This window comes from Actinoplanes palleronii, assembly GCF_016862315.1.
Classification (GTDB): Bacteria; Actinomycetota; Actinomycetes; order Mycobacteriales; family Micromonosporaceae; genus Actinoplanes; species Actinoplanes palleronii.
This window is the reverse complement of the sequence record NZ_BOMS01000002.1, coordinates 9,566-36,305: the sequence shown is the minus strand read 5'-3', so window position 1 is coordinate 36,305 and position 26,740 is coordinate 9,566. Positions and strand designations below refer to the sequence as shown.

19 protein-coding genes are annotated in these 26,740 nt (G+C 74.1%); 11 read left to right on the top strand and 8 right to left on the bottom strand.

The window, feature by feature from the left end; translation table 11 throughout:
* Positions 1-12: 12 nt before the first annotated feature.
* Positions 13-1,857 carry a phosphatase PAP2 family protein gene (locus Apa02nite_RS00385; protein ID WP_203823285.1) on the bottom strand — a complete coding sequence of 615 codons (1,845 nt, stop codon included), beginning with the start codon at positions 1,855-1,857 and terminating at the stop codon, positions 13-15.
* A 160-nt stretch (positions 1,858-2,017) separates the two neighbouring features.
* On the opposite strand from Apa02nite_RS00385, the gene Apa02nite_RS00380 reads away from it, so the two are divergent.
* Together Apa02nite_RS00380 and Apa02nite_RS00375 are read left to right on the top strand one after the other, a co-directional pair.
* Positions 2,018-3,316: a jacalin-like lectin gene (locus Apa02nite_RS00380; protein ID WP_239164011.1), complete on the top strand. Its 1,299-nt coding sequence runs from the start codon at positions 2,018-2,020 to the stop codon at positions 3,314-3,316.
* 76 nt (positions 3,317-3,392) lie between these two features.
* The gene (locus Apa02nite_RS00375; RefSeq protein WP_203823283.1) at positions 3,393-4,463 is read left to right on the top strand and encodes a putative PEP-binding protein; all 1,071 of its coding nucleotides are present in this window, start codon (positions 3,393-3,395) and stop codon (positions 4,461-4,463) included.
* Between the two features lie 15 nt (positions 4,464-4,478).
* Here the strand turns inward: Apa02nite_RS00375 and Apa02nite_RS00370 are convergent, their stop codons facing one another.
* Positions 4,479-5,183 carry a GAF and ANTAR domain-containing protein gene (locus Apa02nite_RS00370; RefSeq protein ID WP_203823282.1) on the bottom strand — a complete coding sequence of 235 codons (705 nt, stop codon included), beginning with the start codon at positions 5,181-5,183 and terminating at the stop codon, positions 4,479-4,481.
* A gap of 97 nt (positions 5,184-5,280) precedes the next feature.
* Complete coding sequence (locus Apa02nite_RS00365) at positions 5,281-5,670, bottom strand: hypothetical protein (protein ID WP_203823281.1); 390 nt, start codon at positions 5,668-5,670, stop codon at positions 5,281-5,283.
* 137 nt (positions 5,671-5,807) lie between these two features.
* On the opposite strand from Apa02nite_RS00365, the gene Apa02nite_RS00360 reads away from it, so the two are divergent.
* From Apa02nite_RS00360 to Apa02nite_RS00345, 4 genes are all read left to right on the top strand, one after another.
* Positions 5,808-6,518, top strand: a complete 711-nt coding sequence (locus Apa02nite_RS00360; RefSeq protein ID WP_373872800.1) for a dienelactone hydrolase family protein — start codon at positions 5,808-5,810, stop codon at positions 6,516-6,518.
* Between the two features lie 99 nt (positions 6,519-6,617).
* Entirely contained in the window at positions 6,618-7,340 is a 723-nt protein-coding gene (locus Apa02nite_RS00355; protein ID WP_203823280.1) for an ABC transporter ATP-binding protein, read from the top strand.
* An 85-nt stretch (positions 7,341-7,425) separates the two neighbouring features.
* On the top strand, positions 7,426-8,154 hold the full coding sequence (locus tag Apa02nite_RS00350) for an ABC transporter permease (RefSeq protein ID WP_203823279.1): 729 nt from the start codon (positions 7,426-7,428) through the stop codon (positions 8,152-8,154).
* Between the two features lie 47 nt (positions 8,155-8,201).
* Positions 8,202-8,828 (top strand): TetR/AcrR family transcriptional regulator, encoded by a 627-nt coding sequence (locus Apa02nite_RS00345; RefSeq protein ID WP_203823278.1) that lies wholly within the window; start codon positions 8,202-8,204, stop codon positions 8,826-8,828.
* On the opposite strand, the gene Apa02nite_RS00340 is transcribed toward Apa02nite_RS00345, so the two are convergent.
* Positions 8,795-9,973, bottom strand: a complete 1,179-nt coding sequence (locus tag Apa02nite_RS00340) for a methyl-accepting chemotaxis protein (protein ID WP_239164009.1) — start codon at positions 9,971-9,973, stop codon at positions 8,795-8,797. The two genes, Apa02nite_RS00345 and Apa02nite_RS00340, sit on opposite strands and share 34 nt — an antisense overlap.
* Positions 9,974-10,178: 205 nt before the next feature.
* Between Apa02nite_RS00340 and Apa02nite_RS00335 the strand changes: the two genes are divergently transcribed.
* Complete coding sequence (locus Apa02nite_RS00335) at positions 10,179-10,391, top strand: hypothetical protein (protein ID WP_203823276.1); 213 nt, start codon at positions 10,179-10,181, stop codon at positions 10,389-10,391.
* Here the strand turns inward: Apa02nite_RS00335 and Apa02nite_RS00330 are convergent.
* The 4 genes from Apa02nite_RS00330 to Apa02nite_RS00315 all read right to left on the bottom strand — a co-directional run bounded on the left by Apa02nite_RS00330 (position 10,361) and on the right by Apa02nite_RS00315 (position 14,405).
* Positions 10,361-12,391 (bottom strand): sensor histidine kinase, encoded by a 2,031-nt coding sequence (locus Apa02nite_RS00330; RefSeq protein ID WP_239164008.1) that lies wholly within the window; start codon positions 12,389-12,391, stop codon positions 10,361-10,363. The genes Apa02nite_RS00335 and Apa02nite_RS00330 overlap by 31 nt on opposite strands.
* Before the next feature lie 49 nt (positions 12,392-12,440).
* Positions 12,441-12,947: a molybdenum cofactor biosysynthesis protein gene (locus tag Apa02nite_RS00325; RefSeq protein ID WP_203823275.1), complete on the bottom strand. Its 507-nt coding sequence runs from the start codon at positions 12,945-12,947 to the stop codon at positions 12,441-12,443.
* Between the two features lie 26 nt (positions 12,948-12,973).
* Positions 12,974-13,687, bottom strand: coding sequence for an NADPH-dependent F420 reductase (locus Apa02nite_RS00320; protein ID WP_067698245.1), 714 nt, complete (start codon positions 13,685-13,687; stop codon positions 12,974-12,976).
* 97 nt (positions 13,688-13,784) lie between these two features.
* On the bottom strand, positions 13,785-14,405 hold the full coding sequence (locus tag Apa02nite_RS00315) for a TetR/AcrR family transcriptional regulator (protein ID WP_203823274.1): 621 nt from the start codon (positions 14,403-14,405) through the stop codon (positions 13,785-13,787).
* 96 nt (positions 14,406-14,501) lie between these two features.
* Here Apa02nite_RS00315 and Apa02nite_RS00310 point away from each other — a divergent pair, with 96 nt between their 5' ends.
* The 4 genes from Apa02nite_RS00310 to Apa02nite_RS51825 all read left to right on the top strand — a co-directional run bounded on the left by Apa02nite_RS00310 (position 14,502) and on the right by Apa02nite_RS51825 (position 26,668).
* The gene (locus tag Apa02nite_RS00310) at positions 14,502-15,503 is read left to right on the top strand and encodes an NADP-dependent oxidoreductase (RefSeq protein ID WP_203823273.1); all 1,002 of its coding nucleotides are present in this window, start codon (positions 14,502-14,504) and stop codon (positions 15,501-15,503) included.
* An 11-nt stretch (positions 15,504-15,514) separates the two neighbouring features.
* Positions 15,515-17,473: an AfsR/SARP family transcriptional regulator gene (locus Apa02nite_RS00305; RefSeq protein WP_239164007.1), complete on the top strand. Its 1,959-nt coding sequence runs from the start codon at positions 15,515-15,517 to the stop codon at positions 17,471-17,473.
* Positions 17,474-17,557: 84 nt separating this feature from the next.
* Positions 17,558-19,390, top strand: coding sequence for a hypothetical protein (locus tag Apa02nite_RS00300; RefSeq protein ID WP_203823272.1), 1,833 nt, complete (start codon positions 17,558-17,560; stop codon positions 19,388-19,390).
* 111 nt (positions 19,391-19,501) lie between these two features.
* The gene (locus tag Apa02nite_RS51825; RefSeq protein ID WP_203823271.1) at positions 19,502-26,668 is read left to right on the top strand and encodes a DUF3320 domain-containing protein; all 7,167 of its coding nucleotides are present in this window, start codon (positions 19,502-19,504) and stop codon (positions 26,666-26,668) included.
* The last annotated feature ends 72 nt before the right edge of the window (positions 26,669-26,740 follow it).

Sequence of the window (26,740 nt, the reverse complement as noted above, 5' to 3'; positions counted from 1 at the left end):
GTGCCGGCCCGGTCAGACGGCCCGGATCCGCACCGCGACCGTGTCGCCGTGCGTGACCGGTTCGGCCCGGAACCCGGGCGTGGTCACGACGACCGAGGCGAATGTCCCGCGCAGGCGCCGAGCCTTGATCACCGGTACCGGGCCGCGGAACGAGCCCCGGCCGACGGTGATCGACAGCGTGACGTGCGCGCCGAGCACGGCGTCGTCCTCGACGGTCAGCGCGGTCTTGCCGTGCGGCTCGAGGGTCACCGCGAGGGTGCCGCCGCTCTGCCGGAACCCGCCGCGCACCCGCACGCCGTCGTCCGCCAGGCGCAGCGTGCCGCCGGTGACGGTCACGTCGCCGCCGCCCAGCGCGGTCCGCGAGTCCGCGGTCAGCGTGCCCTGGGCCAGGGTGACGCCGCCCCGGAAGTCGTTGTCGCCGGCGAGCGTGAGCGCGCCCGAGCCGAGCTTGACCAGCCCGCCCCGGCCGCCGATGTCGTTGCGCCAGGTGTCGGCGGCGTGGAAGCCGCCGAGCGCGGCGTCCAGGGTCACCGCGACGCCGGCGTCGAACGCGCCGTAGCCGTCGGCGGCCGCGAACAGGTTCAGCCGGCCCCACTGCTCCGGGCCGTCCAGGATCGGGTGGCCGGAGGTCAGGCCGGTGGTCCGGAGCACCTCGCGGCGCTGCTCGGCGTCCAGGTACGGCAGCCGGGTCTCGAGCAGCACCTCGGCGCCGGTGGGCACGGTGACCGGGACGCGCTTGCCGTGCGCCGGCAGGTCGTACGTGTGCTTGTGCCTGACGTTCTTGACGTTGATCTTGCGCTCGGCCTCGGTGGAGCGTGCGTAGCCGAGGACGTCCGGGCCGACCTGGGCCTGGAAGTAGGCGAGGGCCTGCGCCCGCGCGTCCGCCTTGACCGTGGCGTTCGCCGGGTCGCGCAGGATCGCGGCGGCCAGCGCGGTGGCCAGGATCCGGCCGCCGATCACGTCGGCGGGGGAGTGCATGCCGGCCACGATCCGGGTGTGCGCCAGGTCGTACGCGGTGGCCACCAGCTCCTGGAAGCGCTCCGGCACGGCGTACGCGTAGGCGAGCGCGGCCAGGAAGAGCGCGTTGGTGTGGCCGCTGACGTACCCGCCGTCCTCGGCCGGGCTGGTCCCGCGCTGACGCAGCAGCGCCGGCGCCACGACCACGCCGGACGCGTAGACCGGGAAGCCGAACGCGTCCACCGCGCCGGTGTCGGCGACCCGGCTGTCCCCGGTGAGCCGCCACGGGCGCGGGTACTGGAACGCGAACTTCGCCGGGTTGCCCGACGAGAAGCTGCCGCGCAGCGTGTTGACCAGGGTGGCCACCTTGCCGAGCGCGGAGGTGGTGGAGCCCGCGCCGAGCGCCGAGCCGGCCGGGGCGCCGGCCGGTACGGCGTCGCTGACCGTGGTCGCCGGCGTGCCGGCGGGCGCCGTGGTGATGCCGGTGACGGCGAGTGCGCCGGCCCGGTAGAGCGGGGCCAGCGGGCCGAGCCCGGCGATCGTCGAGTAGCTCTGGTGCTGGCGGTCGACGACGAACGCCGTGGCCGCCTCGGCGTCGGTGCGGTGCGTGGTGACCTGCTCGACGTACCGGATGTTGGCGCGCAGGAACGCGCGGTCCAGGACGGTGCCGGTGTTCCAGGTGGCGCCGGTGGCCCAGACCCGCTGGACGCCGGAGAGGATCCGCACGGCGGCGTTGGTCTCGACGGTCAGGTTCGCCGTGAGGTTGGTCTGGTAGCTGTCCACAAAAGCCGCGGGGACGACGGCGGCGGAGGCGGCGGACCCGCGAAGTACGGGGCCGGCGAGAAGGCCGGCGGCGGAGGCGCGCAGGACGGTCCGGCGGCTCACGGAGATCGGAGGCATGGGGAAACTCCACGAGGCGGTAGCGGGGCAAGATCGCGGCCCAGCTTTCGTGCGGGTTTCCAACTCGCGGGTAACAACCGCGGATGTGAGCGTGAACATCGATGAACGTACCGATGCTGGGGTCTTCCTATCGGGCGGTTCGGGCCCTAGCGTCCGGATCGTGCTCACCACACGCATCCCCGTCGCGATCGTGGCGCTGACCGCCACCCTGATCGCCGTCCCCACCGCCCCCGCGTCCGCCGCACCCACCGGCGGAACTCTGAAGGTTCTTTCCTACAACATTGCCGGACTACCCGACATCCTGTCCAGTGCGGAAACGGATCGGCAGTCCGCGACGACCGCGATCGGCTCCCGGATCTCCGGGTACGACGTGATCCACGTGCAGGAGGACTTCAACTACCACGCCTATCTGTACGCCACCGACACGCACGCCTACCGCACCCCGACCAGCGGCGGCGCCGGCATCGGCTCCGGGCTGAACAGCCTGTCCTCCTACGCGTACGACACCGACGACTTCGAGCGCGCCGGATGGAACTCCTGCCAGTACGACTCCGGTGACTGCCTGACCCCCAAGGGCTTCACGTTCAGTCGTACCCGGCTGGCCGAGGGCGTCTACGTCGACTTCTACAACCTGCACACCAACGCCGGCACGAACGCCGGTGACCTGGCCTCCCGGGCCGACAACCTGAGCCAGCTCACCACGTTCATCGCCGGCCACTCGGCCGGCAACGCGGTCGTGGTGATGGGCGACACGAACACCCGGTACACCCGGACCGGCGACACCATCGCGGAGTTCGCCGGCGCCAACGGCCTGACCGACGCGTGGGTGCAGCTGGAACGCGGCGGGGTGGCCCCGGCCAAGGGCGCCGACCCGCTGCTCTGCCCCGAGGACACCTGCGAGGTGGTCGACAAGATCCTGTACCGGGGCAGCCGGCTGGTCACGCTGACCGCGACCTCGTACCACAACGAGCACGCGTCGTTCCTCACCGCGGACGGGCTGATGCTCTCCGACCACGACCCGATCAGCGCCGGCTTCTCCTGGACGGTGAACCCGGCGTACCAGTTCAGCGAGCAGTTCGGCGGCCCGCACGGCGACTACTTCAACGACGTCGAGCGCGCCGCGGCGGCCACCACCGTGGGGCTGCGGGCCGGTTCCCGGGTCGACGCGGTGTCGCTGGGCGCGCTCAGCCACGGCGGGACCGGCGGCACGGCCACGGCGCTGACCCTCGGCAGCGGCGAGTACGTGACCGGCCTCTCCCTGTGCCGGGGTGTCTACAACTCGCGGACCCGGATCTTCTACGCCCGGTTCACCACCAGCCTGGGCCGCACCCTGGCCGGCGGGAGCACCACATCGGACTGCGTGACGCGTACCGCGCCGGCCGGCTGGCAGATCGCCGGGTTCCACGGCCGGGCCGGCACCGAACTCGACAAGGTGGGGGTCATCTATACGAAGCGGTGAGCCCGACTGCCCGAAGCGCGGGCAGCGGTGACGTCCGGTCGCGGCTACTGTCGGCCTCAACGAGGCGAGGTGGCGGATGAGTGACCGGACCGGCGACGAGCCAGGTATCGCGTACGGCTACGGCCGGCACCGCGGCCTCCTGGTGGACCGCACCGGCATCGAGGAGATCGTCTTCGGTCAGGTCCTGCTCTACCTGGAGAAACCCGACGCCGACCTGATCCGCGCGATGGCACCCCGGCTCTCCGGGGTGATCGTCGAGGAGGCGGTCACCCCGTACGCGCCGGAGGCCCGCGCGCTGTGGTCGCTGCCGGTCCCAGTGCTGACCGGGGTGACCGTCGACGACAGCTGGCTCGGCCACGACGTGGTGGTCGACTTCGACGCCGGGACCACCGCGCCGCCGGTGCCGGCCGGCGCCACCACCCTGCGCGTGCACGCCGAGGTGACCGGTCCGGCCGAGGCCCGGGCGGCCGCTCACCTGGCCGACGGCTGGGCGCCGCTGCGCGCCGAGGACCTGCGCGCGCTGACCGCGACCGATCGCGCCGAGCTGTGGCGGCTGCTGGCCGGGTCGGACCGCTCGCTGCCGGCTGTCCGGTGGTTCGACGAGCAGGCCGGCGGTCCGCCGGCGGCGTCATTCGGCCGGCGCGGCGTCCGCTCGTTGCTCCCGGATGCCGTCGATTCCTTTCGTACGATCATCGAGGCGTTCCCGGGCGGCGACCCGCTCGTCGTGCTCCCGATGGTCTCGGACCGGCGGGAGATCTCCGCGTTCACCGCGGTCACCGACGCCCGCTGGCGCCTGGGCCTGGACATCGCCACCCCGGCCGCCGCGCTGACCGTCGCCGATCTGGTCGACGACTGTCACCTGCTCACCGTCGCGACCGCCGACCTGGCCCAGCACACCCTGGTCTGGGACCGGAGCATCCGCAACGACGTGCTGCTGCCGGTGGACCGGCTCCCGGCGATCGTGGCCCAGCTGGTCGAGTGGGCCGCCTCGATCGCCACGTCCCGGTCCGTGCCGTGCCTGGTCGCCGTCGACCTGCGGCCCAGCGTCCGGCTGCACGACCAGCTGCGGGCCGCCGGGGTGCACGACATCTCCTGCCCGGCGCCGCTGGTCCGGCACTGGCGCAACCTGCTCGACCGCACCCTCTGATCATCTCCGGCCGGGTCAGCCCCGCTGGGCGCGGTCGACCAGGCCGGTGGCGACCTCGCGGAGTTTGCGGTTGGACTCCTGGGACGCCCTCGCCAGGATCGCGAACGCCTCGTCGGCGGTGCAGTGCCGCTGGCCCATGATGATGCCCTTGGCCTGCTCGATCACCGCGCGGTTCTCCATCGCGACCTGCAGGTTCCGGGTCAGGGCCAGCGTGGTGTTGTAGAGGTGCGCGTTGGCCAGGGCGATCGCGGCGTACCCGGCGAACGTCTCGGCCAGCACCACCGCGTCGGGGTCGAACGCACGTGCCGAGGTGGCGTAGATGTTGAGCGCGCCGGACACCCGCTCGTGGATCTGCAGGCCGACGCTGAGCGCGCTGTGCACGCCGACGACGTCGGTGTTCTCCTCCCAGCCGGGCCAGCGACGCTCCGCGCCGACGTCGTCGACGAGCAGCGTGGTCCGGTCCCGGCAGGCGTCCAAGCAGGGGCCGGAGCCGCGCTCGTACTGCCACTTGTCGATCCGGTCGGCGGCCTCGCCGGTGCTCGCGACGGTGTGCGGGCCGCGGTCGCGGATCAGGGTCACCGAGACCTCGTACGCGCCGGGCACCGTCCGCTTGGCCAGCTCCGCGACGGTGGCCAGGACCCCGTCCAGGTCGGTCTCGCCCAGATTGATCCGGGCGAGCTCACGGAAGGCGGCGGTGGGGTCCATCGGATCCTGCGTCATGGTCACCCTCCTTACCCCGTTTCGCCCGGCGGGCAGCGCCGAACCGCCCGGCGGCCCGTGCGGGTGAATCCACGCCGCAGGCCGGGAGGGGCAACGGTCAGGCGGTGACGTCGAGGCGGCCGTCGCCGCGCTGGGAGAGGTAGCGCAGGGCCGGCTCGAGGTAGCCGGCGACCGGGTTGCGGCCCGGCGTGGCCTGGTCGTAGCGGCGGGACAGGTCCTTCAGATACGCCGGGGTCACCTCCTGCCCCGGTGCGAGCCGGCCCGCCGTGCGGTCCGCGGCGATCGCGCCGGCCAGCGAGTTGATCCAGCCGGAACTGCGCTGGCCGGGGTCGATGCGCTGGCCGGTGGCCTGGTAGATCAGCTCGCGGTCCCGATCGGAGAGGGCGTCCGCGTCGTCGTGGGCATGCTGGTGGCGTTCCCTGGCGGACGGCCGGACCGGTGGCACCGAGGACGTCTGCGGGGTGCGGTTCAACCGGGAAACGGACATCGGGGATGGACCTCCTGAGGCACTCGTCATCCTCCAGATCGGCCACCCTCCGGAGCACCTGAGGGAGCAACGGAGGACGCGTACGGTGGGAGCCGTCCCCCCGGATGCGCGCCACGGACGTGGCCGAGCAGAAAGGGATGGACGTGACCAGCTGGACCATCACGGAACGGATCGACCTCGGCGGGGTGAGGCCGGAGGGCGACCTGACCATCGCCGAGCACGCCACGGGCGTGGTCCTCTTCGCACACCGCAGCGGCGGTTCCCGGCAGAGCCCGCGCCGGCAGGCGGTGGCCCGGGAGCTGAACCGCCGCGGGTTCGCCACCCTGCTGGCCGACCTGCTCGCGCCGGAGGAGGACACCGGGGCGGGCGGCCTCGAGATCGGACTGCTCGCCGACCGGCTGGTCACCATGATCGACTGGGTGCGCCTGCATCCGGCCACCGCGGGCCTGCCGCTCGGGCTCTTCGGCGCCGGTGCGGGCACGGCGGCGGCGCTGGTCGCGGCGGTGACCCGGCCGGACGCGGTTCGTGCGGTGGTGTCCCGCAGCGGCCGTCCCGACCTGGCCGGACCAGCGCTGATCGAGGTGGAGGCGCCGACCCTGCTGATCGCCGGTGAGCGGGACGAGGCGGTGCTCGCGCTCAACGAGGAGGCCCGCAACACCATGCGGGTGCACGCCGAGCTGCGGATCATCCCGGGCGCGACCCGCCGGTTCGAGGAGCCGGGTGCGCTGGACTCGGTGGCCGAGGAGGCCGCGGAGTGGTTCGGGTCGTTCCTCACCCCGGCGATGCGCCGGCCGGCGGGCCGGCATCCGGCGCTGCAGCACCTGGCCGTGGCCCGCCGGTGGGATTGAGACCGCCGGATTTCATCATGCGTTGAAATACACTCTCGACCGCTCCCCGGAATTCATCTAGCGTTGAGTTCAACACTTGATGAGTTCCGGGGAGGAACCATGGACACCGCGATCGAGGTCACCGGCCTGGTCGTCAGACGCGGGAAGCGAGCCGTGCTCGACGGCTTCTCCTGCTCCGTCCCGCGGGGCAGCGTCACCGGGCTGCTCGGCCCCAGTGGCAGCGGCAAGACCACCCTGATGCGCACGGTGGTCGGCGTGCAGAAGGTCGTGGCCGGCACGGTGACCGTGCTCGGCGTCCCGGCCGGCGCGCCGGCGCTGCGCAGCAAGATCGGATACCTGACCCAGGCGCCCAGCGTCTACGCCGACCTCACCGTCCGGGAGAACGCGCGCTACTTCGCCTCGCTCCACCGGCTCGGCAAGGACGCCGCCGATCAGGCACTGGAGACCGTCGGGCTGACCGGCGCCGCCGGCCAGCTGGTCGCCGACCTGTCCGGCGGCCAGCGCAGCCGGGCGTCGCTGGCCTGCGCCATCGTGAGCCGGCCCGAGCTGCTGGTGCTCGACGAGCCCACCGTCGGGCAGGACCCGGTGCTGCGCGACGAGCTGTGGGCGCATTTCCGGCGGATGGCCGCCGACGGCGCCACCGTGCTGGTCTCCAGCCACGTGATGGACGAGGCGAACCGCTGCGACCGGCTGCTGCTGATCCGCGAGGGCGTGCTGATCGCCGACGACACCCCGGCCGCGGTGAAGAAGTCGGCCGGCAGCGACGACCTGGACCAGGCGTTCCTCAACCTGATCCGCGCGCACGAGGCGGTGGCGGCATGAACGGCTGCACCGCGCGGCACCTCGCCGCCCCGGGGAGCGTCCTCGCGGGCGAGGGCCCGGAGAGCATGCCGAAGGAGGGCACAGCATGATCATGCTGAGCACGATCCGGCGGATCCTCACCCAGCTGCGGCACGACCCGCGCACCATCGCGCTGATCGTCGTGGTGCCCACCCTGCTGATCACCCTGATCTACTTCATGTACGACGGCCAGCCCCGGGTCTTCGACCGGATCGCGTTGACCATGCTGGGCATCTTCCCGTTCATCACGATGTTCCTGATCACCTCGATCGCCATGCTCCGGGAACGCACCAGCGGCACCCTGGAGCGGCTGTTCACCACCCCGGTCGGCAAACTCGACCTGCTCTTCGGGTACGGGATCGCGTTCGGCGGCGCGGCCGCGGTGCAGGCGGCGGTCGCGGCCGGTTTCGCCTACGGGGTGCTGGGCATGCGCGCGGCCGGCGGCCTCGGCCTGGTCGTGCTGATCGCGGTCGCCAACGCCGTGCTCGGCGTCGCGCTCGGCCTGCTGTGCAGCGCGTTCGCTCGCACCGAGTTCCAGGCGGTGCAGTTCATGCCGCTGGTGGTGGCGCCCCAGCTGCTGCTGTGCGGGCTCTTCGTGCCCCGTGAGGCGATGACCGGCTGGTTGCAGGCGATCAGCGACGTGCTGCCGATGTCCTATTCGGTGCAGGCGCTCACCGAGGTCGGCCAGCACGCCGATCCGACCGGCACGATGTGGCGTGACCTGGGCGTCGTGCTGGGCGCGATCATCGTGGCGCTCGCGGTGGGCGCCGCGACGTTGCGACGCAGGACAGAATGATCGCGTACGACGGGTAGCGGCCGCGTCGTACCGGAAGGGGTTTTGTGATGGCACGACGGACCGGGCGGCGGCCCGGCAACCAGGACACCCGGGAGGTGATCCTGACCGCCGCGCGGGCGGCGTTCGCCGACAAGGGGTTCGACGGCGCCTCGATCCGTGCCATCGCCACCGCCGCCGAGGTCGACCCGGCCCTGGTGCACCACTACTTCGGCACCAAGGACAAGCTGTTCCTGGCCGCGATGCAGGCGCCGATGGACCCTGCCGAGCTGCTCGACGCGGTCGCCGAGGGAGACCTGGGCCAGGTCGGCGAGCGCTTCGTCCGGCTGTTCCTGACGATCTGGGACGGGCCTGGCGGCGCGGCCGGGGTGGCCCTGCTGCGCTCCGCGGTCGGCAACGAGTGGACCACCCGGCTGTTCCGAGAGTTCGTGGTGACCCAGATCCTCCGGCGGGCGGTGCCCAAGCTCGGCCTCGACGACGAGCAGGGCCCGCTGCGGATCACCCTGGCCGCCAGCCACATGGTCGGCGTCGCGATGGCGCGGTACGTGATCAAGGTGGAGCCGCTGGCGTCCGTGCCGTCCGAGACGATCGTGGCGATCGTCGGGCCGACCGTGCAGCGCTACCTGATGGACCCGCTGCCGGATCAGTCGACGTCGCCGCCGAGCGTGGTCAGGTAGCTGTCGATCGCGTTGCGGGTGGTCGTCGGCAGGTCCTGGAACTGCAGACCGATCTCGATCAGACCGTCCCGCACTGTCCGGCGCATCACCTTGGCCTCGGCCGAACCGCCCAGGCCGTCCATGGTGAACTCGGTGCGGACGACGTCGCCGATCGCCACCCGGACGTCGGCCGGGACGGTGCAGCCCAGCCCGTCCGAGCTCAGGTCGACCACCTGCGCGTCGACCGGCGTGGGCCGGGACGGCACCCGCAACCGGACCGTACCCTCGGCGTTGAGCCGGTCGTGCCGGCGGCGTTCCAGGCGTTCGGCCACGTCGGACAGGTCGCCGATCTGCGCCATCGTGGCGTCCACGCTGCGGTGCAGCTGCTGCACGATGGCGTGCTGCTGATCGGCGATCCCGCCGAGCTGGCGCATGGTGTCCTCGATGTCACCGACGTCGTGGATGATCGCGCTGAGCGTCTGGCCCATCTGCGCCACGTCCGACTCCAGCGCGGCGATCGTCCGGGTGATCTGCTCGGTCGAGGTCGCGGTCGTGTCGGCCAGGCTCTTCACCTCGTCGGCCACCACCGCGAAACCGCTTCCCGCGTCGCCGGCCCGGACCGCCTCGATCGTCGCGTTCAGGGCGAGCAGCCGGGTCTGCGACGCGATCCCGGAGATCACGCTGGCGATCCCGGCGACCTGCCGCAGGCTGGCGTTCAGCGCGGTGGCCGCCTCGTCGGCGCTGAGCGCCCGGCGGCCCAGCGCCTCGGCCGCGTCGTTGGTGACGGTGACCCGCTCGTGGGTGGCCGCCGCGGCGTCCCGGGCCGCGCCGACCTGCACGACCACGTCCTCCAGCTTGGTGCCGATCACCGCGGCGGTGCCGTCGATCGCCTCCTTGGCCCGGCGCCGCAGCCGCTGGTTGTTCTGCTTCTGGGCCAGCGCGGTGGCCTGCGCCTGCTCGGCCCGGTCGGCCAGCATCCGCTCGATCTCGGCGTCGCGCTGCCGGAGCGCCTCGCCGAGCTCGGCGATCATCAGGCGCGCGCTGGCCAGGGTGTCCGGCCCGGCGCTCGCGTCGCCCGAGCCGGCCTCCCGGCGCAGGCTGGTGCGGCGGACCAGCACGGCGCCGGCGGCCAGGGCGAGCAGGACCGCGGTCAGGACGAGCCACACCGGCGTCACGCCAGGGCGTCAGCGGCGGACCGGGCGGTGTGCGTCGACAGGATCACGATCTCTCCCCGCCAGGCTCGGTGTGCGGCAGACGTTCCGACGCTACCTGACCGGAAGAAGCGCGTGGGGAAAACCTCAGTTCCGCCGATGGCGGCCGATGGTCGGGCCCTCGACAGAGCGACCCCTCGAAGTGATCAAGGAGCCTCCCATGAGCATCAGCATCGGCACGTCCACCCCGTCCACCGCCTGGGAGACGCACGCCGCGTGGCTCCGCCTGCGCGGTGACTGCCAGCAGCTCTTCGATCACGTGCTGCAGGGTGCGGACCGGCCGGAACTCGACGGCGACAAGGTCGCGGTGCTGGCGAGCCGGGACGCGATCGCGCGGATGGATCAGGGCAGTGCGGTCAACATCCTGGTGTGAGCGGACGTCGGCGAGCCGGTGACGGCCGGGAGGGTGAACTCGAAGCAGGAGCCGCCGCCCGGGTGGTCCGCGGCGCTGATCACGCCGCCGTGGCGTTCCACGATCCGTTTGCAGATGGCCAGGCCGAGGCCGGTGCCGAGGTAGTCGCCGGTCAGGTGGGCCCGGTGGAAGTTGCCGAAGATCGCCTCGTGCTGCCCGTCCGGGATGCCGATGCCGTTGTCGGCGATCCGCACCGTCACCAGCGGGTCGGCCGGTGACGAGACGGCGCTGATCTCCAGGGCCGGCACCACCCCGGGCCCGGTGTACTTGATCGCGTTGCCGACCAGGTTGTCCACCAGCTGCCGGACCAGCACCGGATCGGCCCGCACGGCGGGCAGCGGCCCGATGCTGAACCGGGGCTCCGGCTTGCCGGCCGCCACCGCCGCGTCCGCGCGGGCCACCACGATGTCCGCGACCACCTCGGCCAGCTCCACCACGACCGGTGCGACAGTGGCCTCCCGCGCCGTCGCGTACGAGAGCAGGCCGTCGATCAGCCCGCGCATCCGCGCCGAGGCCCGGGTCAGCCGGGCCAGGTCGTCCTGGGCCTGGTGGAGACCGGGGTGCTCCGGTACGCCGTCCAGCGCCTCCAGCGCCGCCGCGGTCCAGCCGTCCACGCTGGCCAGCGGGTTGAGCAGGTCGTGCGCCACCACCCCGGCGAAGTTGGTCAGCTCGTCGCGGTGCCGCCGTTCCGCGGTCACGTCGTGGAAGAGCACCACCGCGCTGCGGGTGCCGTCCGGGTGCGGCAGGGAGGTGGCGGTCACCCGTACCACCCGTCCCTCGGGCACCCCCGGGCTGCGTACCGGCATGTCCACCCCGCGGACGTCCTCGCCGGCCAGGGCCCGCAGGTGGGCCGGTTCGTCTTCACCGAGCAGCTCGGTCACGGCGGGGTTGCGCAGGGTCACCCGGCTGTCCGGGCCGATCACCGCGAGCCCGTCGGCCATCGAGTCGATGATCGCCGTGAGCAGGTCGGCGTGGTGCGAGGCCTGCTCCTGCTGGGCGGCCAGCTCGGCCTGCCGGGCGTGCAGCTCGGACTTCTCCTCGGCCAGCGCGGTGAGCAGGGTGTGCCGCTCGTCCCGGCCGAGGGACAGGGCCAGGCCGACCAGGGCGACCAGCACGCAGAACAGCTGGACCAGCACGGTGCGCTGGTCGATGTCGCCGACCTGCGCGAACGGGCCGGAGCCGAGCAGCGTGTACTGCACCGCGATGGCGCTGATCACCGAGTTGTGCACCAGTACCCAGGGGGTGCGCAGCCGGGTGCCGACCAGGACGGTGAACCCGAGCAGGGCGAACGACAACGGGAGGCGGTGATCGTACGCGAAAGCGCTGATCTGGCCCGCGACGCTCACCGCGAGAAGACCGGCGACCTCGACCGACCGCCAGAAGGAGGGCCGCCGGATCTTCCGGCGGGCGCGCAGTGCCGCGCCGACCCAGATCCCGGCCGCCCCGATGATCAGGATGCCGGTCAGGTGCCGGGCCATCGACATGATCGAGGATGCGATCGGCATCGAGCCGGTGACCAGCCAGCGGCCCAGCAGACCGCTGACGCCGGCGGCGCAACTGGCGGCGAGCGCGGCGCCGAGCAGGGCCCACAGGTCGCGCGGCGAGCGCAGGGTCTCGCTGCCGCCGGCGCCCCACAGGCCCGGCCGCCAGCGGCGCAGCGCGCGGAGGAAGACACCCACCTCGATCAGCCCGACCAGCCCGGCGACCACACCGACCGCGGGGGAGGCGCCGGTGAGCCAGTTCCCGGTGCCGAGGATCCCCGCGAGCAGCAGCAGGTCGAGGCGGCGGGTGGGCGCGCCGCGCTGGGCGCAGCACCAGACCGCGGCCACGCCGGCGGCCGGCCAGACCAGGCTGACCCCGTCGGCGACCATCGCGGTGCGCCGGCCGGCGTAGACGGCGGCGGCGTACAGAAGGGCGAACAGCACGGTCCGGGCCAGCGAGAGCCGGTAGCCAGTCGTCACCCGCCACCTCCTGCCGGACGTCTGACGTAGAACTATCGACCGATTGCGGTCATCGCTGAGGCGCTGGCGGCAAGTCCTCCAGAGTGGCCCGGACCGGTCCCACGCGCAGGATCCCGTCGTCGAGCGGCACGCAGCGGACCCCGCCCCGGCCGCGCAGCGCCTTCCACGCGCCCGGGCCGATGCTGACGTCCATCCACGCGCACGGGTTGGCGGCCCGGCGCACCGCGAGCCGGACCGGCCCGTCGCCGGAGTCCAGCGTGAGCACCGCGCCGACCAGGTCGTCAAGGGTCTTCTCGCCGAAGCGCAGCCCGGCGACCAGGATGTTGCGCCGCGCCTGGGCCAGGCCGGCACCGTCCGGAAGCGACTCCCGGGCGATCACGGTGATCGCCGCGTCGCGGTGCGCGGCGTGGTTGAAGTAGCGGTCGCCGACGATGCCGAGACCGGCCCGGACCCTGACCTCCGGGACCAGTTCGCCGTCCGGGGCCGGCGCCGGGCCGTCGGCCGGGCGGCCCTCGAAGCGGTGCGCGGGTGAGGCCAGCAGCTCGACTATCTCCACCGGCCGGAGTCTATGCCCGGCGGCGCTCAGCGCACGTGGCTCAGCGCCTCCGCGAGCACGTCCTTGGCGTCCTGCACGTCCACCTCGAGGCGCTGCAGCGGCCCGCCGGTCTCGGTCAGCCGGGCGGCCTCGGCGCCACCGGCGAAGAACGGCGCGAACCCCAGCTCCTGGATGATCCGGCAGGCGGCCAGCCGGGCGTCGCGCTGGTCGGTGCAGAGGAACTCGGCGAGCAGCGGGTCGTGGCCGCGCCGCCGGCCCAGCACGTCGGTGCTGATGGTGTTGAACGCCTTCACCCAGTGCGCTTCCGGCGCCCACTCGATCAGGGTCTCCAGGCCGCTCTTGCCGTACGGGCCGTCCGGCACGGTCAGCACCGACGGGATGTCCAGCGTGGACGGGAAGCCCGGCGCGAAGGAGCCGAGACCACCCGGGCCGGTCTCTCCGGGGACGGTGCCGGTGGCCACCGGGTTGGTGGCGTCGATGACCACCTTGCCGGCCAGCGCGTGGTGCGCGAGGTCGACCGCTTCCTTGGCCGACTCCCAGTTCGGGGCGAAGAACACCACCTCGCCGTACGACGCCGCCTCCGGGATCGTCATCGCCCGGATGTGCCCGTCGCCGTGCTCGACCAGGTCGGTCAGCCGGTCCGGGTGCCGGGACGTGACCGCGACCTCGTGCCCGCTCTCGGCGCACCACGTGGCGAGCGTGCCGCCGAGCTGACCTGCTCCAATGACACCGATTCGCATGATCCCAGGGTGCCTGCCGGATCACCCGTCCGCGTGGTGAACCGGGAAAACCCCGTAGATCATCCTTCCGCATGGTGAGCCGGGAGAATCCTGTAGATCATCCTTCCGCGTGGTGAGCCGGGAGAACCCCGTAGATCATTCGCAGCTCGACCACGACCAGGTCGTCGACGAGTCCCTCCGGGTCGCTCGCGGCGGCGAACGCCGCGGTGCGCAGGTCGTCGATCATCTCGGCGAGCACCCGCGGTGCGGGACCGTGCGGCGCCACCCCGGCGGCCCGGTCCCGGGCGATCCGGGCGGCGAGCCGCTCCACGTGTGCCTCGCGCAGCCAGGCCCGCCACCGGGCGATCGGCGGGCAGCCGGGCGCGGCGGCCAGCGCGCCGGTCAGCAGCCGGCCCTGGTCGCGCCAGAGAGCGGCGAGCGCGGCGAGCGAACGGCGCAGCGCCGGCTCGTCCGGCCCGGCGCCGTCCAGCCACGGCCCGGCGTCCCGGCCCACCTCGCCGGCCAGGCCGTGCAGCAGCGCGACCACCACGGCGAGCTTGGAGTCGAAGTAGAAGTAGAAGCTGGACCGGGAGATCTCCGCGCCGGCGGCCAGCTCGTCGATGGTGATGGCGTCGAGCGGCTTGCGGCTGAGCAGGTCCCGGGCGGTGGCCAGGATCGCCTGCTCGCGCAGGTCACCCTTGCTGGGACCGCGGCGTCGGCCGGCGGGGGCGGTGCTCATGCCGATCACGGTAACGCGGCTGTCCGGCTGGAGTCGACACAGTGTCGAGTTTTTCGACATACTGTCGAGGAGTAACGACGACGTGTGGAGGAACTGATGCAGGAGATCCGTCTCGCCAGCCGGCCCAGCGGGTGGCCGACCGCCGACAACTTCGAGCTGGTCGAGCTGCCCACCCCGGAGCCGGGCGAGGGCCAGGTGCTGATCCGCAACCAGTTCATGTCGGTCGACCCGTACATGCGGGGGCGGATGAACGACGTGAAGTCGTACGTCCCGCCGTTCCCGCTCGGCGCGGCCCTCGACGGCGGGGCGATCGGCCAGGTCGTCGCGTCGAACTCGCCGGGCGTGCCGGTCGGCGCGACAGTGGTGCACGGGCTCGGCTGGCGTGACTTCGCGGTGACCGACGCCGCCAAGGTACGGGTGATCGACCCGGCGGCCGCGCCCACGCTCTCCGCGTACCTCGGGCTGCTCGGGATGACCGGGCTCACCGCGTACGTCGGCCTGCTGGACATCGCCCAGTTCCGCGAGGGCGACACGGTCTTCGTCTCCGGCGCGGCCGGCGCCGTCGGCAGCGTGGTCGGGCAGATCGCCAAGCTGCGCGGCGCGAAGCGCGTGATCGGCAGCGCCGGTTCCGCCGGGAAGGTCGGCCACCTGGTCGACGACCTCGGCTTCGACGCCGCGTTCAACTACAAGGACGCCCCGGTCCGCGAGCAGCTGCGCGCGGCGGCCCCGGACGGCATCGACGTGTACTTCGACAACGTCGGTGGCGAGCACCTGGAAGCCGCGATCGGCTCGCTGAACAAGTTCGGCCGGGTCGCGCTCTGCGGCGCGATCTCGCAGTACAACGAGACGTCCGCGCCGGCCGCGCCGCGCAACCTGGCCCTCGCCATCGGCAAGGAGCTCACCCTGCGCGGCTTCATCGTCGGCAACCACGGCAAGCGGATGCCGGAGTTCGTCGAGGAGGTCGGTGGCTGGCTGCGGGCCGGGCAGATCTCGGCGCCGGAGACGGTGGTGGAGGGGCTGGCCAACGCGCCGGAGGCGTTCCTCGGGCTGATGCGGGGCGAGAACACCGGCAAGATGGTCATCAAGATCAGCGAGTAGGAGGGTCGCGGGTGACCGACTTCGCGGTGCTCGGGCCGGTGGCCGCGGCCGGGGCCGATGGCACGCCGATCGCCCTCAAGGGCCCGATGCACCGCGCGGTCCTGGCCCGCCTGCTGGTCGCCCGCGGCCGGGTGGTCCCGGTCGGCGTTCTGGTCGCCGATCTCTGGGTGGCGCCGCCGGGCGGCGCGATCGCCGCGGTGCGGACGTTCGTCGCTGCCCTGCGGCGGGCGGTGGAACCGGACCGGATCCGCCGGGCGCCGGGCACGCTGCTGGTCACCGAGGCTTCCGGGTACGCCCTCCGCCCCGCCCCCGGCACCGTCGACGCCTGGCGTTTCGAGGAGATCGTCCACGCCCCTGCCGTCCCACCGCTCGCCCGGCTGGACGAGGCGCTGGGCTGGTGGCGCGGCCCGGCCTACGCGGACTTCCCGGACGCCCCGTGGGCCGCCGCCGACCGCGCCCGCCTCGCCGAGCTGCGCCTGCGCGCCCTGGAGCGCCAGGCCACCGCCCGCCTCGAGCGGGGCCGTGCCGCCGAGGCGGTCCCCGATCTGGACGCCTACGTCACCGAGCACCCGTGGCGGGAGGAGGGCTGGCGGCTGCTGGCCCTGGCGCTCTACCGGACCGGGCGGCAGGGCGACGCGCTCGCCGTGCTGCGCCGGGCCCGCGCCCTGCTGGTCGGCCAGCTCGGCGTCGACCCGGGCCCGGCCCTGCGCCGCCTGGAACAGGACGTCCTGCGCCAGTCCCCGGCCCTCGACCTGGTCACGGGCCCGGCGCGCGGCCCCGGCCCGGCAGCGGAGGTGCCGCCCGGCCCCGACCTGGCCGCCGGCGTGCTGGCCCGGGCGGCGGAGGCGTATGACCGGGTCGCGGGCACCCGGGTCCGGCTGGAGTCGGCGGTCGGACTGCTGCGGAACCTGGCGGTGACCGGCGCCGGTGGCCTGTCCGCGGCCCGGGAACAGCGCAGCGCGGCCGTCGCGGCGGCCGAACAGCTCGGCGACCCGGAACTGGCCGCCCGGGTGATCGGCGCCTACGACGTGCCGGCCGTCTGGACCCGTGCCGACGACCCGGAGCAGGCGGCCGGGATCGTGGCGGCCGCCGCCCGGACCCTCGCCGCGCTGCCGGCCGGCCACCACGCGGCCCGGGCCCGGCTGCTGGCCACCGTCGCGTGCGAGTCGCGCGGCACCACCGACCCGTGGCCGCGGGAGTGCGCCCGGGAGGCCGAGCGGATCGCCCGCGGGCTGGACGACCCCGGCCTGCTGGCGTTCGCGCTGAACGCGGTCTACCTGCAGAGCTGTCACCGGACCGGGCTGGCGCCGGACCGGGACGCGATCGGCGAGGAGCTGATCGGGCTGGCCGCCCGGCACGGCCTGGTCACCGCCGAGGTGCTCGGCCACCTGATCCGGGTTCAGGGGCGGGCCGCGCTCGGCGACCTGGCCGGCGCGGACCGGCACGCGGCGGCGGCCGGTGCGCTCGGCGCGCGCTACGAGTTGCCGCTGGTCGGCGTGTTCACCGAGGGGTACGCGGCGCTGCGGCTGGACATGACCGGCGCTCCGCCGGCCGACGTCGAGCGGGCCTACCGGGAGCTGGCGCCGCGGCTGGACGGCGCCGGGATGCCCGGGCTCAGCGCGGGGCTCGTGCCGCTGGCGCTGCTCGGGGTGCGGGTGCGGCGGGGGCTGCCGCTGGGGGAGCGGGGCGACGACTTCGGGCCGTACCGGACATGGGTCCTGCCGCTCTGGGACCACCGGGAGTTGCGGGACCTCCCGGACCCGCCGCCGGATCTGCTCGCCGAGGCGCTCTGGAGCCTGGTGGCGACGGCGGCGCTGGCGGCCGGTGACCGTGCGGCGATGCTGCGGGCACGCACCGCGCTGGCCCCCGCCGCGGCCGAATGGGCCGGTTCCGGTAGCGGACTGCTCACCCTCGGCCAGATCGGCGGGCAACTCGCTGACCTGGACCGCGCGCTGGCAGCGGAGAGTTGATCTTTTAGATACGGTCCGTCCGGCTGAGCGTAGTCATCCGTATGGACGACGCTGCTGACGGAAAGCAGACACTAGCGTTCGCGTGTGGCAAATCGGTTCCAACTCTGGGGACAAGCGGGCTGGGCAAGTGCCGAGGTCGTCGGCGAGACTCACTACGCCAAGGCGATACGAGCGCTTTTCAACGGCGACTTCAACCCACAGGGAACCGACCTGACCGTACCGGTCCAGCTGATACCCGACCGCAGCAATCGCCACGATCGCAACGCCGTCGGTGTCTGGTCCGGCACCGCGCTGCTCGGCCACCTGCCGCGCCCCGAGGCCGCCCGGTACGTGCACGTCCTCACCGCGCTGACCAAGCGCAACCTGGTCCCCGAGGTGAACGCCCAGATCCACGGCCGGGAGTGGGGCGAGTACGACGGCCGCCCGCCCGCCTTCGTCGGCACCATCCGCCTCGACCTGGCCGAGCCGCACATGATCGTGCCGGCCAACGACCCGCCCCGCCAGGAGCACCGGCTGCTGCCGACCGGCTCCGCCCTGCAGGTCAACGGGTACGAGCGGCACGCCGACGCGCTGGCCCCGTTCCAGCGGCCGGAGGGCGAGTGCTGGGCGTACGTGACCCTGCACGAGATGGCCGACCACCTGGTCGAGGTGCGCCTCGGTGACATCCGGGTCGGTGACCTGAGCCCGAAGATGAGCGTCGAGCTGACCCCGGTGCTGCGGTACCAGTCCGAGAGGGGCCTGGTCGTCGCGGCCCGCGCCATCGTCAAGAGCAACGTCAACAAGACCGAGGTGCTGCTCTACGTCGCCCGGGTCCAGGACCTGCCGGAGAGCGTGGCCGGCCCGGCCGCCCGGCTCGCCACCAGCGGGCGGGTCGCACCGGTCTCGCCGCCGGCCACCACCACCCCGGTCCTGGCCACGTCGACCGGCCCGGACCTGCCGGCCGCCGGCACCTCCGCGGTGCCGAGCTGGATGGCCACCAGCGACGCCGTGCCGACCTGGGCGTCCGCGCCCAGCGACGCGCAGCCCACCTGGATGGACCGCAGCGAGCTGGTGCCGAGCTGGGTGCAGGCCAGCGGCCCGGTGCCGAGCTGGGCGGCCTCGGTCAGCGGCCCGGTGCCGACGATCGCCGGCAAGACCCCGGCGCCCGAGGAGCAGGTCGTCCCCGGCGTCCCGGCCCACCCGATCCCGGGCGTGCCGACCTCGCCGATGCCCGGCGGCACCATGCCGGCCAGCCCGGCCGGTGGATCGTCCGGCCAGCTCGGCGGATCGCCGGGGCAGTTCGGTGGGAGCGCTCCGAGTGGGCAGCCCACCGGCCTGTTCGACAGCAGCCGCCAGGTCGGCCCGGGCAGTGGGCTGTCGTCCGGCCCGAGCAGCGGGCAACTGGCCGGCCCGAGCGGCGGGCAGCCGGCCGGCCTGTTCGACGGCAGCGTGCCGGTCAGCCCGGCCGGTGGGCCGTCGTTCGGTGGCGCGCCGACCAGCCCCTCCGGTGGGCCGTCGTTCGACGGCAACCGCCCGGTCAGCCCGGCCGGTGGGCAGCTGTTCGACGGCAACCGCCCGGTGAGCCCGGCCGGTGGGCAGTTCGGCGGCAACGCGCCGGTGAGCCCGGCCGGGGGCGGGCAGCCGGCCGGCCTGTTCGGCGGCTCCGGCGAGATCGCCGAGACCACGGTGATCCCGGCGCTCAGCGCCGTGATGAAGCAGCACGCCGCCACGGTCACCGGCTCCGCGCCGGTGTCGCCCGCGCCCGACCCGAACCGGCACCCGCCGATCCCGGTCGCGCCCACCGGCGTCAAGTTCCAGGTGCCGCCGGGCTGGCCGACCCCGCCGGACGGGTGGTACCCGCCGGAGGGCTGGCGACCGGAGGCCGCGTGGCCGCTCGCACCCTCCGGCTGGCAGTGGTGGGTCCCGACCTGGGACTGATCTGGGGCGGGTGGGGCGGGTGTGTCGCCAAGTTGGTCCGATCCGAGCGAAACGTCGGATTAACCCGAAAAAACGCCACCATGCGGCCCGTCGCCTTGCTGGAATGGAAAAATGCGGTGGGATCAATCGGACGGGTTGACCGGGCGGCCTGATGCCCGGGTACGGGCGACACTCGAACAGTGGCGGGATGGGCTGCTGGATCTGACCGGCGCGAATCCGCTGATCGACGTGCGGACTACGGCGCCTGGTGTGGTGGAGATCGTCAGCCCCTCGCCGCGCAGTATCGTCGAGGCGCTCCAGCAGGGTCGCGAGTGCGGCTTCCTGGGGGTCGAGGAACAGGCGGAAGGTCCGCGGCCACGGGCCGCGCACGTCTTCCAGACCGCGATGGCCGACGCGGAGATGGACACCACGCTGCGGGAGCTCCGGCGCTCCGCACGTCGTGACCTGCTGGAACAGGGCGTAGCCACGCTCTATCTGGGCCTGGGCACGGTCAGCTGGCGGGACGGCGGGAACGAGCACGTCAGCCCGATCCTGCTGATCCCGGTCGACCTGGTGACCCCGGACCCGCAGGACTATCCCCGGCTGCGGGCCCGCGCCGAGGATCCGATCGTGAACCCGGCGCTGGACATCTGCCTGCGCCGGCACCACATCGAGCTGCCCGCGGTGGACAGCCTGGCGGCGCTGGACGTCACGGTGTTCTGGGCCCGGCTGGACGCCGCTCTCGGCGACCACCCGGACTGGCACTCCGACGAGGCGGTGCTGCTCACCCGGTTCAACGTGCACCGCGAGGTGATGTACACCGACCTGCTCGACCACGAGCGGCAGATCCTCGCCCACCCGGTGATCCGGGCCCTGGCCAGCACCCCCGAGGCGCAGCCGGACGCGTTCAAGTTCGAGGTGGTCGCCGGTCGCCGGATCGACGAGGTGGCCACCCCGGACGACGTGCCGCTGGTGCTCGACGCCGACGCCGCGCAGCGGGCCTGTGTCAGCGCCGCGCTGCACGGCCGCACCTTCGTGATGCGGGGCGCGCCCGGCACCGGCAAGTCGCAGACGATCGCCAACATGATCGCCGGGCTGATGCACGCCGGCCGGCGGGTGCTGTTCGTCGCCGAGAAGGCCGCCGCCCTGGACACCGTCCGGGACCGGCTCACCCCGCTCGGGCTCGACGACTACCTGCTCGAGCTGCACAGCGGCCGGACCGGCCGGGACCACGTGGCGGCCGCCCTGGCCGCGGCGCTGGACTTCATCCCGCTGCCGCCGCCGGACCTGTCCACCGACGAACGCGCGGCGCTGCGCGACCACCGGCAGCGGCTCAACGCGTACGCCGAGGCGATGAACGAGGTCCGCGAACCGCTCGGCCACCGCCTGCACGACGTGCTCGGCATGTGCGCGCAGATGACCGACGTGCCGCAGGCGCCGGCCCCGGCGGAGCTGCTGATCCCGCTCACCACCCAGTCGTTGCAGCGGGTCCGGGACGCCGCCGAACGCCTCGGCCGGGCCTGGCGCCCGGCCCGGGAGGGCGAGGACTTCCTCTGGCGCGACGTGATCGACCACAACCGCCTGGACGCCCGGCTGCACCAGGCGCAGGCCGCCCTGGACCACCTGGCCGAGGCGATCGAGCGGGACCCGCTGGCCGAGGCGTTCCTGATCGGCACGATCGCTGAGGCGATCACCCTGACCACGCTGGTCGGGCACGCCGCCCGGCGGCCGGCCGAGGCCGCCGACGAGTGGCTCACCATGCCCAGTCTGGAGCCGGTGGCCCGGGCCGCCGAAGGGCTGCTGCGCCACCTGAAGACGCTGAACCAGGCCGAGGAGGCGGTCCGCACCCGGACCGGGGTCACCTGGAGCACGCTGCCGGCCCCCGGCAAGCTGCCGATGATCCCCAGCCTGGCCCAGCTCAAGCCGCCCGCGGTCGAGCTGCTGCCGCTCACCGCCGCACAGGCCCGGGGTCTGGCCCGGCGTTTCGCCGACGAGGCCGACCGGATCGAGCAGCACCAGCACAGCCTGGACCGGGTCACCGCCCGGCTCGGGCTGCCCAACGTGGTCGCGTTCACCGACCTGGCCCGGCTGGCCGCCATCGTCGACCTGCTGGCCCGGCCGGACAAGCCGGAACCGGCCTGGTTCGACAACCTGGGCACGACCGCCGCGCACGCCGCGGCGCGGAACCTGCGGCGCGTGGTCAACGTGGTGAAGGCCGCCGAGACCCGGGCCCGCGAGCACTTCAGCGAGGAGGCCTTGGCCGAGCCGGTGGACGAGCTGGCCGAGCGGTTCGCCCACGAGCACAAGGGCATCCGCAAGCTCGGGGCGCACTACCGGCGGGACAAGAAGGCGGCCGCGGAGATCGCCCGGCCGGACGTCAAACGCTCCGAGGCGGTCGCCAACCTGAACGCGGCCGCGGCCTGGAAGCGCGCCCTGCAGGAGCTGGACGAGGCCGAGGCCGAGCAGGCCGGCATCCTCGGCCGGCACTGGCAGCGGCAGGACACCGACTTCGAGGCGCTGGAGCGGGCGCTGGCCACCGCCGAGGAGACCCTGAAGGTCACCCCGCCGGAGGCGCTGCCCTCGATCATCGAGCGGATCTGCGCACCGACCCCGAACAGCGCGATCATCCGGATCGTCGGCGAGGCCACCAAGGAGTTCGCCAGGTGGACGGCCGCGCTGCGTCCGGCCCCCGAGCCCGCGCCCCGGCCCCAGCTCGGCGCCGGCCCGATCCACGACGCGGTCACCTGGCTGCGCGCCCACGTCGAGCCGTTCACCGCGGTGGCCGAGCTGGTCCAGGCGTACAGCGCGGCGGCCAGCCGGGACTTCACCCTCGCCGAGGCGGCCTCGATCGGCCTGCTGCGGGAGAGCGCGTCGGAGGCGGCCACGGCGCTGACGGCCAACGCCAAGGAGTACGCCACCGTGCTCGGCGCCGCCTACCGCGGCCACCAGACCGACGTGGAGGCGCTCGCCGCCGCGATGGCCTGGACCTCCGAGGCCCGGCGGGTGCGCAACGGCGGGGACATCGCGTTCACCCCCGAGCAGGCCGCGGCGCTCGGCCGGAGCCGGCCCAGCGACAGCCTGCCGGCCCGGGTCACCGAGTGGCAGGCCACCCGGGACTGGATCCTGCGGGCCTTCGCGCCGAGCCGGCACCCCGGTCTCGGCGCCGCCCTGGACGAGCGGGAATCCGCCCGCGACCTGATCCGCGAACTCCTCGAGGACAGTCGCGGCCAGCAGGAGTGGTTCGACCACCAGTCGGCCCGCGCGGTGCTCGCCGAGCACGGCCTGGACGCGGTCGTCGACTTCTGCGCCCGCGAGGACCTGGCCGTCGAGCAGATCCTGCCGGTGCTCGGCCGGGCCCTCTTCCAGGCCTGGGCCGACACGATCATCCGGGACGACGACCGGTTGTCCCCGCTCGACGCGGTGGCCCGGGACCGGCTGGTCGAGGAGTTCCGGCACTGGGACGCGCTGCTGCAGCGCGCCGCCGCGGCCGAGGTGATGAACGCCGTCGACGCGCTCCAGCCGGCCGAGTCGGCGGCCGGCGAGGCCGCCCTGCTCCGGGCGTCCGCCGCCCAGCAGGGCCGGCGCCTGCCGGTCCGGGAGCTGCTGGCCCGGACCACCCACGCCACCATGGCGGTCAAGCCGTGCCTGGTGATGTCGCCGGCCGACGTGAGCCGGCTGCTCCCGATCAACCTGGCCTTCGACGTCGTGATCATCGACGAGGCCTCCCGGGTGCCGGTGCCGGACGCGATCACCTGCGTCTACCGGGGCAACGCCCTGGTGGTCTGCGGCGACGACCGGCAACTCACCGCCGCACCGATCCCCGGCGGCGACCCGCGCTCGATCCTGGAGCTGGCCCTGAGCTGCGGGGCGTTCCGCACGATCGACCTGACCACGCACTACCGCAGCCGCGACGAGTCGCTGATCGCCTTCGCCAACCACGCGTTCTACCAGGGGCGGCTCAACACGTTCCCGGCCTGGGCGCCGTCCGGCCCGGACCGCGGCGTGCAGTTGTACCCGGCCACCGGTGACCAGTCGATGGCCGATCTGGTCGCCACCCGGATCGCGCACCACCTGGTGACCCGGCCGGACCTGAGCCTCGGCGTGGTGGTGTGCACGCCGGAGGACGCCTTCGAGATCGAGACCGCGGTCGCGGACATGGTCGTCCCGCCCGAGGACGACCGGCTGCGCGGCTTCTTCATCAAGGACCTGGACGTCGTCCAGGGCGACGAGCGCGACGTGGTGATCTTCGCGATCGGCAGCGAGCTGGGCGGCCTGCGCGGCCCGGACGGCTGGCGCCGGCTCAACGTGGCGATCACCCGCGCCCGCCGGCGGATCGAGGTGGTCTCCGCGGTCCGGGCCCGTGACCTGGCGGACGGCGACGACAGCATGCAGCGCCTGGGCGAGTACCTGGAGTACGCCGCCCGGGGGATCCCGGCGCTCGGCCTGGAGGAGCAACCGCAGTCCGAGGAGTCGCAGACCCCGTTCGAGGACTCGGTGCGCGACGTCATCCGCGGCTGGGGATACCGGGTGAACTCCCGGGTCGGCACCGGCGCGTTCCGGATCGACCTGGCGGTGCCCCGCTCGTCGCGGCGCAACGCCCCGTACGCGCTGGGCATCGAGTGCGACGGCACGTCCTACGACTCGGCGCCGACCGCCCGGGACCGGGACCGGCTGCGCGAGCAGCTGCTCGACGGGCTCGGCTGGAAGCTGCACCGGGTCTGGGGGACCGCCTGGTACCTGGACCGGGCCGGCGAGGAGACCCGCCTGCGGGTGGCGATCGAGGCCGCGTTCGCGGCGCTGCCGGACGAGGAGGCGCCGGAGCTGACCGTCGCCACCGCCGATGCGGCCGAGGAGATCGCGCCGGTGTCGCCGGCGCCCGAGGGCGCCGCGGAGTACCCGGTCGCGGAGGCCGCGGAGGGCTACGCCGCCGGTTACGGCGATCGGGATGCCGAGACCGTCACCGCTTTCACGTACGACATGAGCGCGGCCGCCTTCGCCCCCGCCCGGGGCTCGGCCGAGCAGGGGTCCGGGGCCCGTTCCGCCCCGGCCCGGGGCGCGAGCGGGCCGGAGCCCGAGCGGGTCGAGCGGGAGCCGATCTCCGTCGAGGAGCTGGCCGCCGCGGTCTCCGGAGTCGCGCCGGCGCCCGCCGCGACCCCGCCCGGCGACCTCCCGGAGATCGTCGAGCCCGCGCACCTCCACGCCTGGACCGACGCCGACGACGTCGGGCTGGCCGAGGCCGAGGCGTCCGCCGAGGCCGACCTGGCCGCCGCCCACGCCACCGACGGTCCCCGGATCACGGACCTGTCGCCGGCCGTCGCCGGCGGGTTCTCCACCGAGATCCACGACGCCGACCTGGTGGCCGATGCGGATCACGACGAGCCGCCGCTCGTCCGCGCTGCGGCCGTTCCCGCCGAGGATCCGTGGGCGTCGCCCGCCGAACCGGTCCTCACCGAGATCCTCGAGGAGGACACCGTCCCGGCCGGGCACGACCGGCTGGTCCGGCTCTCGGCGCAGTTCGCCGCGGCCCAGGCCGGCGCGGAGGAGCTCGCGGCCGCCGAGGCCTACCTGGGCGCGAACCTGGAGACCGCTGTCGCCCAGCTCCGCACCGACCAGGGTGAGAGCCCCGGCTGGCCCGCCTCCACCCCGGTCCGTGCCGAGGACCCGGACCGCTTCGTGTGGCCCACCGCCGCCCCGAGGAACGCCGACGAGCGGCAGCCCGCCGCCGTGACCCGCGACCAGGAACCCGAGCCCACCGCACACCAGCCGACGGTCTCCACCGTCACCTGGCCCACGGCGAACCGCACCGAGCCCGCGGCCGCCGACACCTGGGCCACCGTCAACCAGGCCGCCGACGAGCCGCGCGTCTCCGCGGTGACCTGGCCCTCCGCGACCGCCGAGCGGCCCGCCGGCCGGCACGCCGCGTCGATCGAGTGGCCCTCGGCCGCCGGCGACGAGCCCACCGAGACCGTCGGCCGGCACGCGTCGCCGATCGAGTGGCCCACGGCCACCCGTGCGGAGCCGGCCGGGACCGGCCGGCGGCGGGTCCCGTCGGTCGCGTGGCCGTCCGCCACCCGGCCCGAGCCGGAGACGTCCCTGCAATGGCCCTCCACCCTGCGCTCCGACGCACCCGCCGCCCAGGAGGAACCGACCGGCCGCCACGAGGAGCGGGAGGAACCGGCCGGCCGCCACGAGGAGCGGGAAGGATCGGCGGGCCGTCACGGGGAGCGCGAGGCGCCGGCCGAGCCGGAGCGCACCCCCACCCTGATCGAGTGGCCCACCGCCGCTCCCGCCGATCAGACCGCCGCCAGCCGGGAGGACCTCACCGAGGTCGCCGCCCGGTTCGGCGTCAGCACCGAGGAGCTGGCCGCGGCCGCCGCGCAGTTCCTGGCCGGGCTGCACGAGACCGCCGAACCGGCCGACCGGCTCGGGGCCATCTCACAGGTCCGCGCCGAGCTGGCCGAGTCGGCCAACCTCGACCCGGACCTGGCCGACGCCGCGGCGACGGTGGCCGAGCAGACGCTGCGCGCCGGCGAGGATCTCCACCGGCAGGCGTGGTACCAGGCCCTGGAAGGGCAGCCGGACATCGCGGCCGCGGTCGCCGAGTTCGAGGAGACGATGGCCGCCCCGCCCGGCTGGACGCATCACGAGCCGGTGACGGCCGCGGAACCGCGGTCGTCGCACGCCGACGAGTGGGCCCAGCCCTACCGGAAGGCGGACCTGGCGCCGCTGCCGCCGGAAGCGGTCCTCACCGACCCGGCCCTGCGGCCCGAGCTGATCGCCGCGGTGCAGCGGCTGGCCGAGATCGAGGGGCCGGTGCACATCAGCGTCGCCCTGCAACGGATGCGGGAGGAGTGGGGCCTGGCCCGGATCACCCGCCCGGCCCGGTCCGCGATCGAGGCCGCGATCGAGGAGGCCGGGGTGGCCTGGGACGGCACCTTCGTCGGCGACCCCGACCAGGCCTTCCCGGTGGTCCGGCAGCGGGCCGGCGGCGTGGCCCGCAAGGCCGACCAGGTCTCCGACGCCGAGCTCGTCGTCGCCTGCGAGAACCTGGTGATCGACGGCGGGATGCTGCCGGTCGACGACCTGCTGGCCGCGGTCACCCGGCTCTACGGCTGGTCGGCCCGGCGGTCCACCGACCTCGACGCCCGCCTGACCGGCCTGCTGGCCGACCTGGTCGCCGAGGGACACCTGCTGCAGCAGCCGGACGGCCTCTCGGCCGCACACGGCCTGCCCGACCCGACGCAGTTGCGGCGGCACGACGCCGCCCGCCGCCCGGCGCACCACCCCACCCGCCACTGACCCCACCCGCTCCCACCGTCACCCGGCCGCCCTGCGAGAGAGCAGGGCGGCCGGCCCGTTCGAGGACCCGGA

Excerpts from the sequence above, each read along its gene's own strand:
- Apa02nite_RS00385 (WP_203823285.1), bottom strand. The coding sequence starts at position 1,857 with ATGCCTCCGATCTCCGTGAGCCGCCGGACCGTCCTGCGCGCCTCCGCC.
- Apa02nite_RS00375 (WP_203823283.1), top strand. The coding sequence starts at position 3,393 with ATGAGTGACCGGACCGGCGACGAGCCAGGTATCGCGTACGGCTACGGC.
- Apa02nite_RS00370 (WP_203823282.1), bottom strand. The coding sequence starts at position 5,183 with ATGACGCAGGATCCGATGGACCCCACCGCCGCCTTCCGTGAGCTCGCC.
- Apa02nite_RS00365 (WP_203823281.1), bottom strand. The coding sequence starts at position 5,670 with ATGTCCGTTTCCCGGTTGAACCGCACCCCGCAGACGTCCTCGGTGCCA.
- Apa02nite_RS00360 (WP_373872800.1), top strand. The coding sequence starts at position 5,808 with ATGGACGTGACCAGCTGGACCATCACGGAACGGATCGACCTCGGCGGG.
- Apa02nite_RS00355 (WP_203823280.1), top strand. The coding sequence starts at position 6,618 with ATGGACACCGCGATCGAGGTCACCGGCCTGGTCGTCAGACGCGGGAAG.
- Apa02nite_RS00350 (WP_203823279.1), top strand. The coding sequence starts at position 7,426 with ATGATCATGCTGAGCACGATCCGGCGGATCCTCACCCAGCTGCGGCAC.
- Apa02nite_RS00345 (WP_203823278.1), top strand. The coding sequence starts at position 8,202 with ATGGCACGACGGACCGGGCGGCGGCCCGGCAACCAGGACACCCGGGAG.
- Apa02nite_RS00335 (WP_203823276.1), top strand. The coding sequence starts at position 10,179 with ATGAGCATCAGCATCGGCACGTCCACCCCGTCCACCGCCTGGGAGACG.
- Apa02nite_RS00320 (WP_067698245.1), bottom strand. The coding sequence starts at position 13,687 with ATGCGAATCGGTGTCATTGGAGCAGGTCAGCTCGGCGGCACGCTCGCC.
- Apa02nite_RS00315 (WP_203823274.1), bottom strand. The coding sequence starts at position 14,405 with ATGAGCACCGCCCCCGCCGGCCGACGCCGCGGTCCCAGCAAGGGTGAC.
- Apa02nite_RS00310 (WP_203823273.1), top strand. The coding sequence starts at position 14,502 with ATGCAGGAGATCCGTCTCGCCAGCCGGCCCAGCGGGTGGCCGACCGCC.
- Apa02nite_RS51825 (WP_203823271.1), top strand. The coding sequence starts at position 19,502 with ATGCGGTGGGATCAATCGGACGGGTTGACCGGGCGGCCTGATGCCCGG.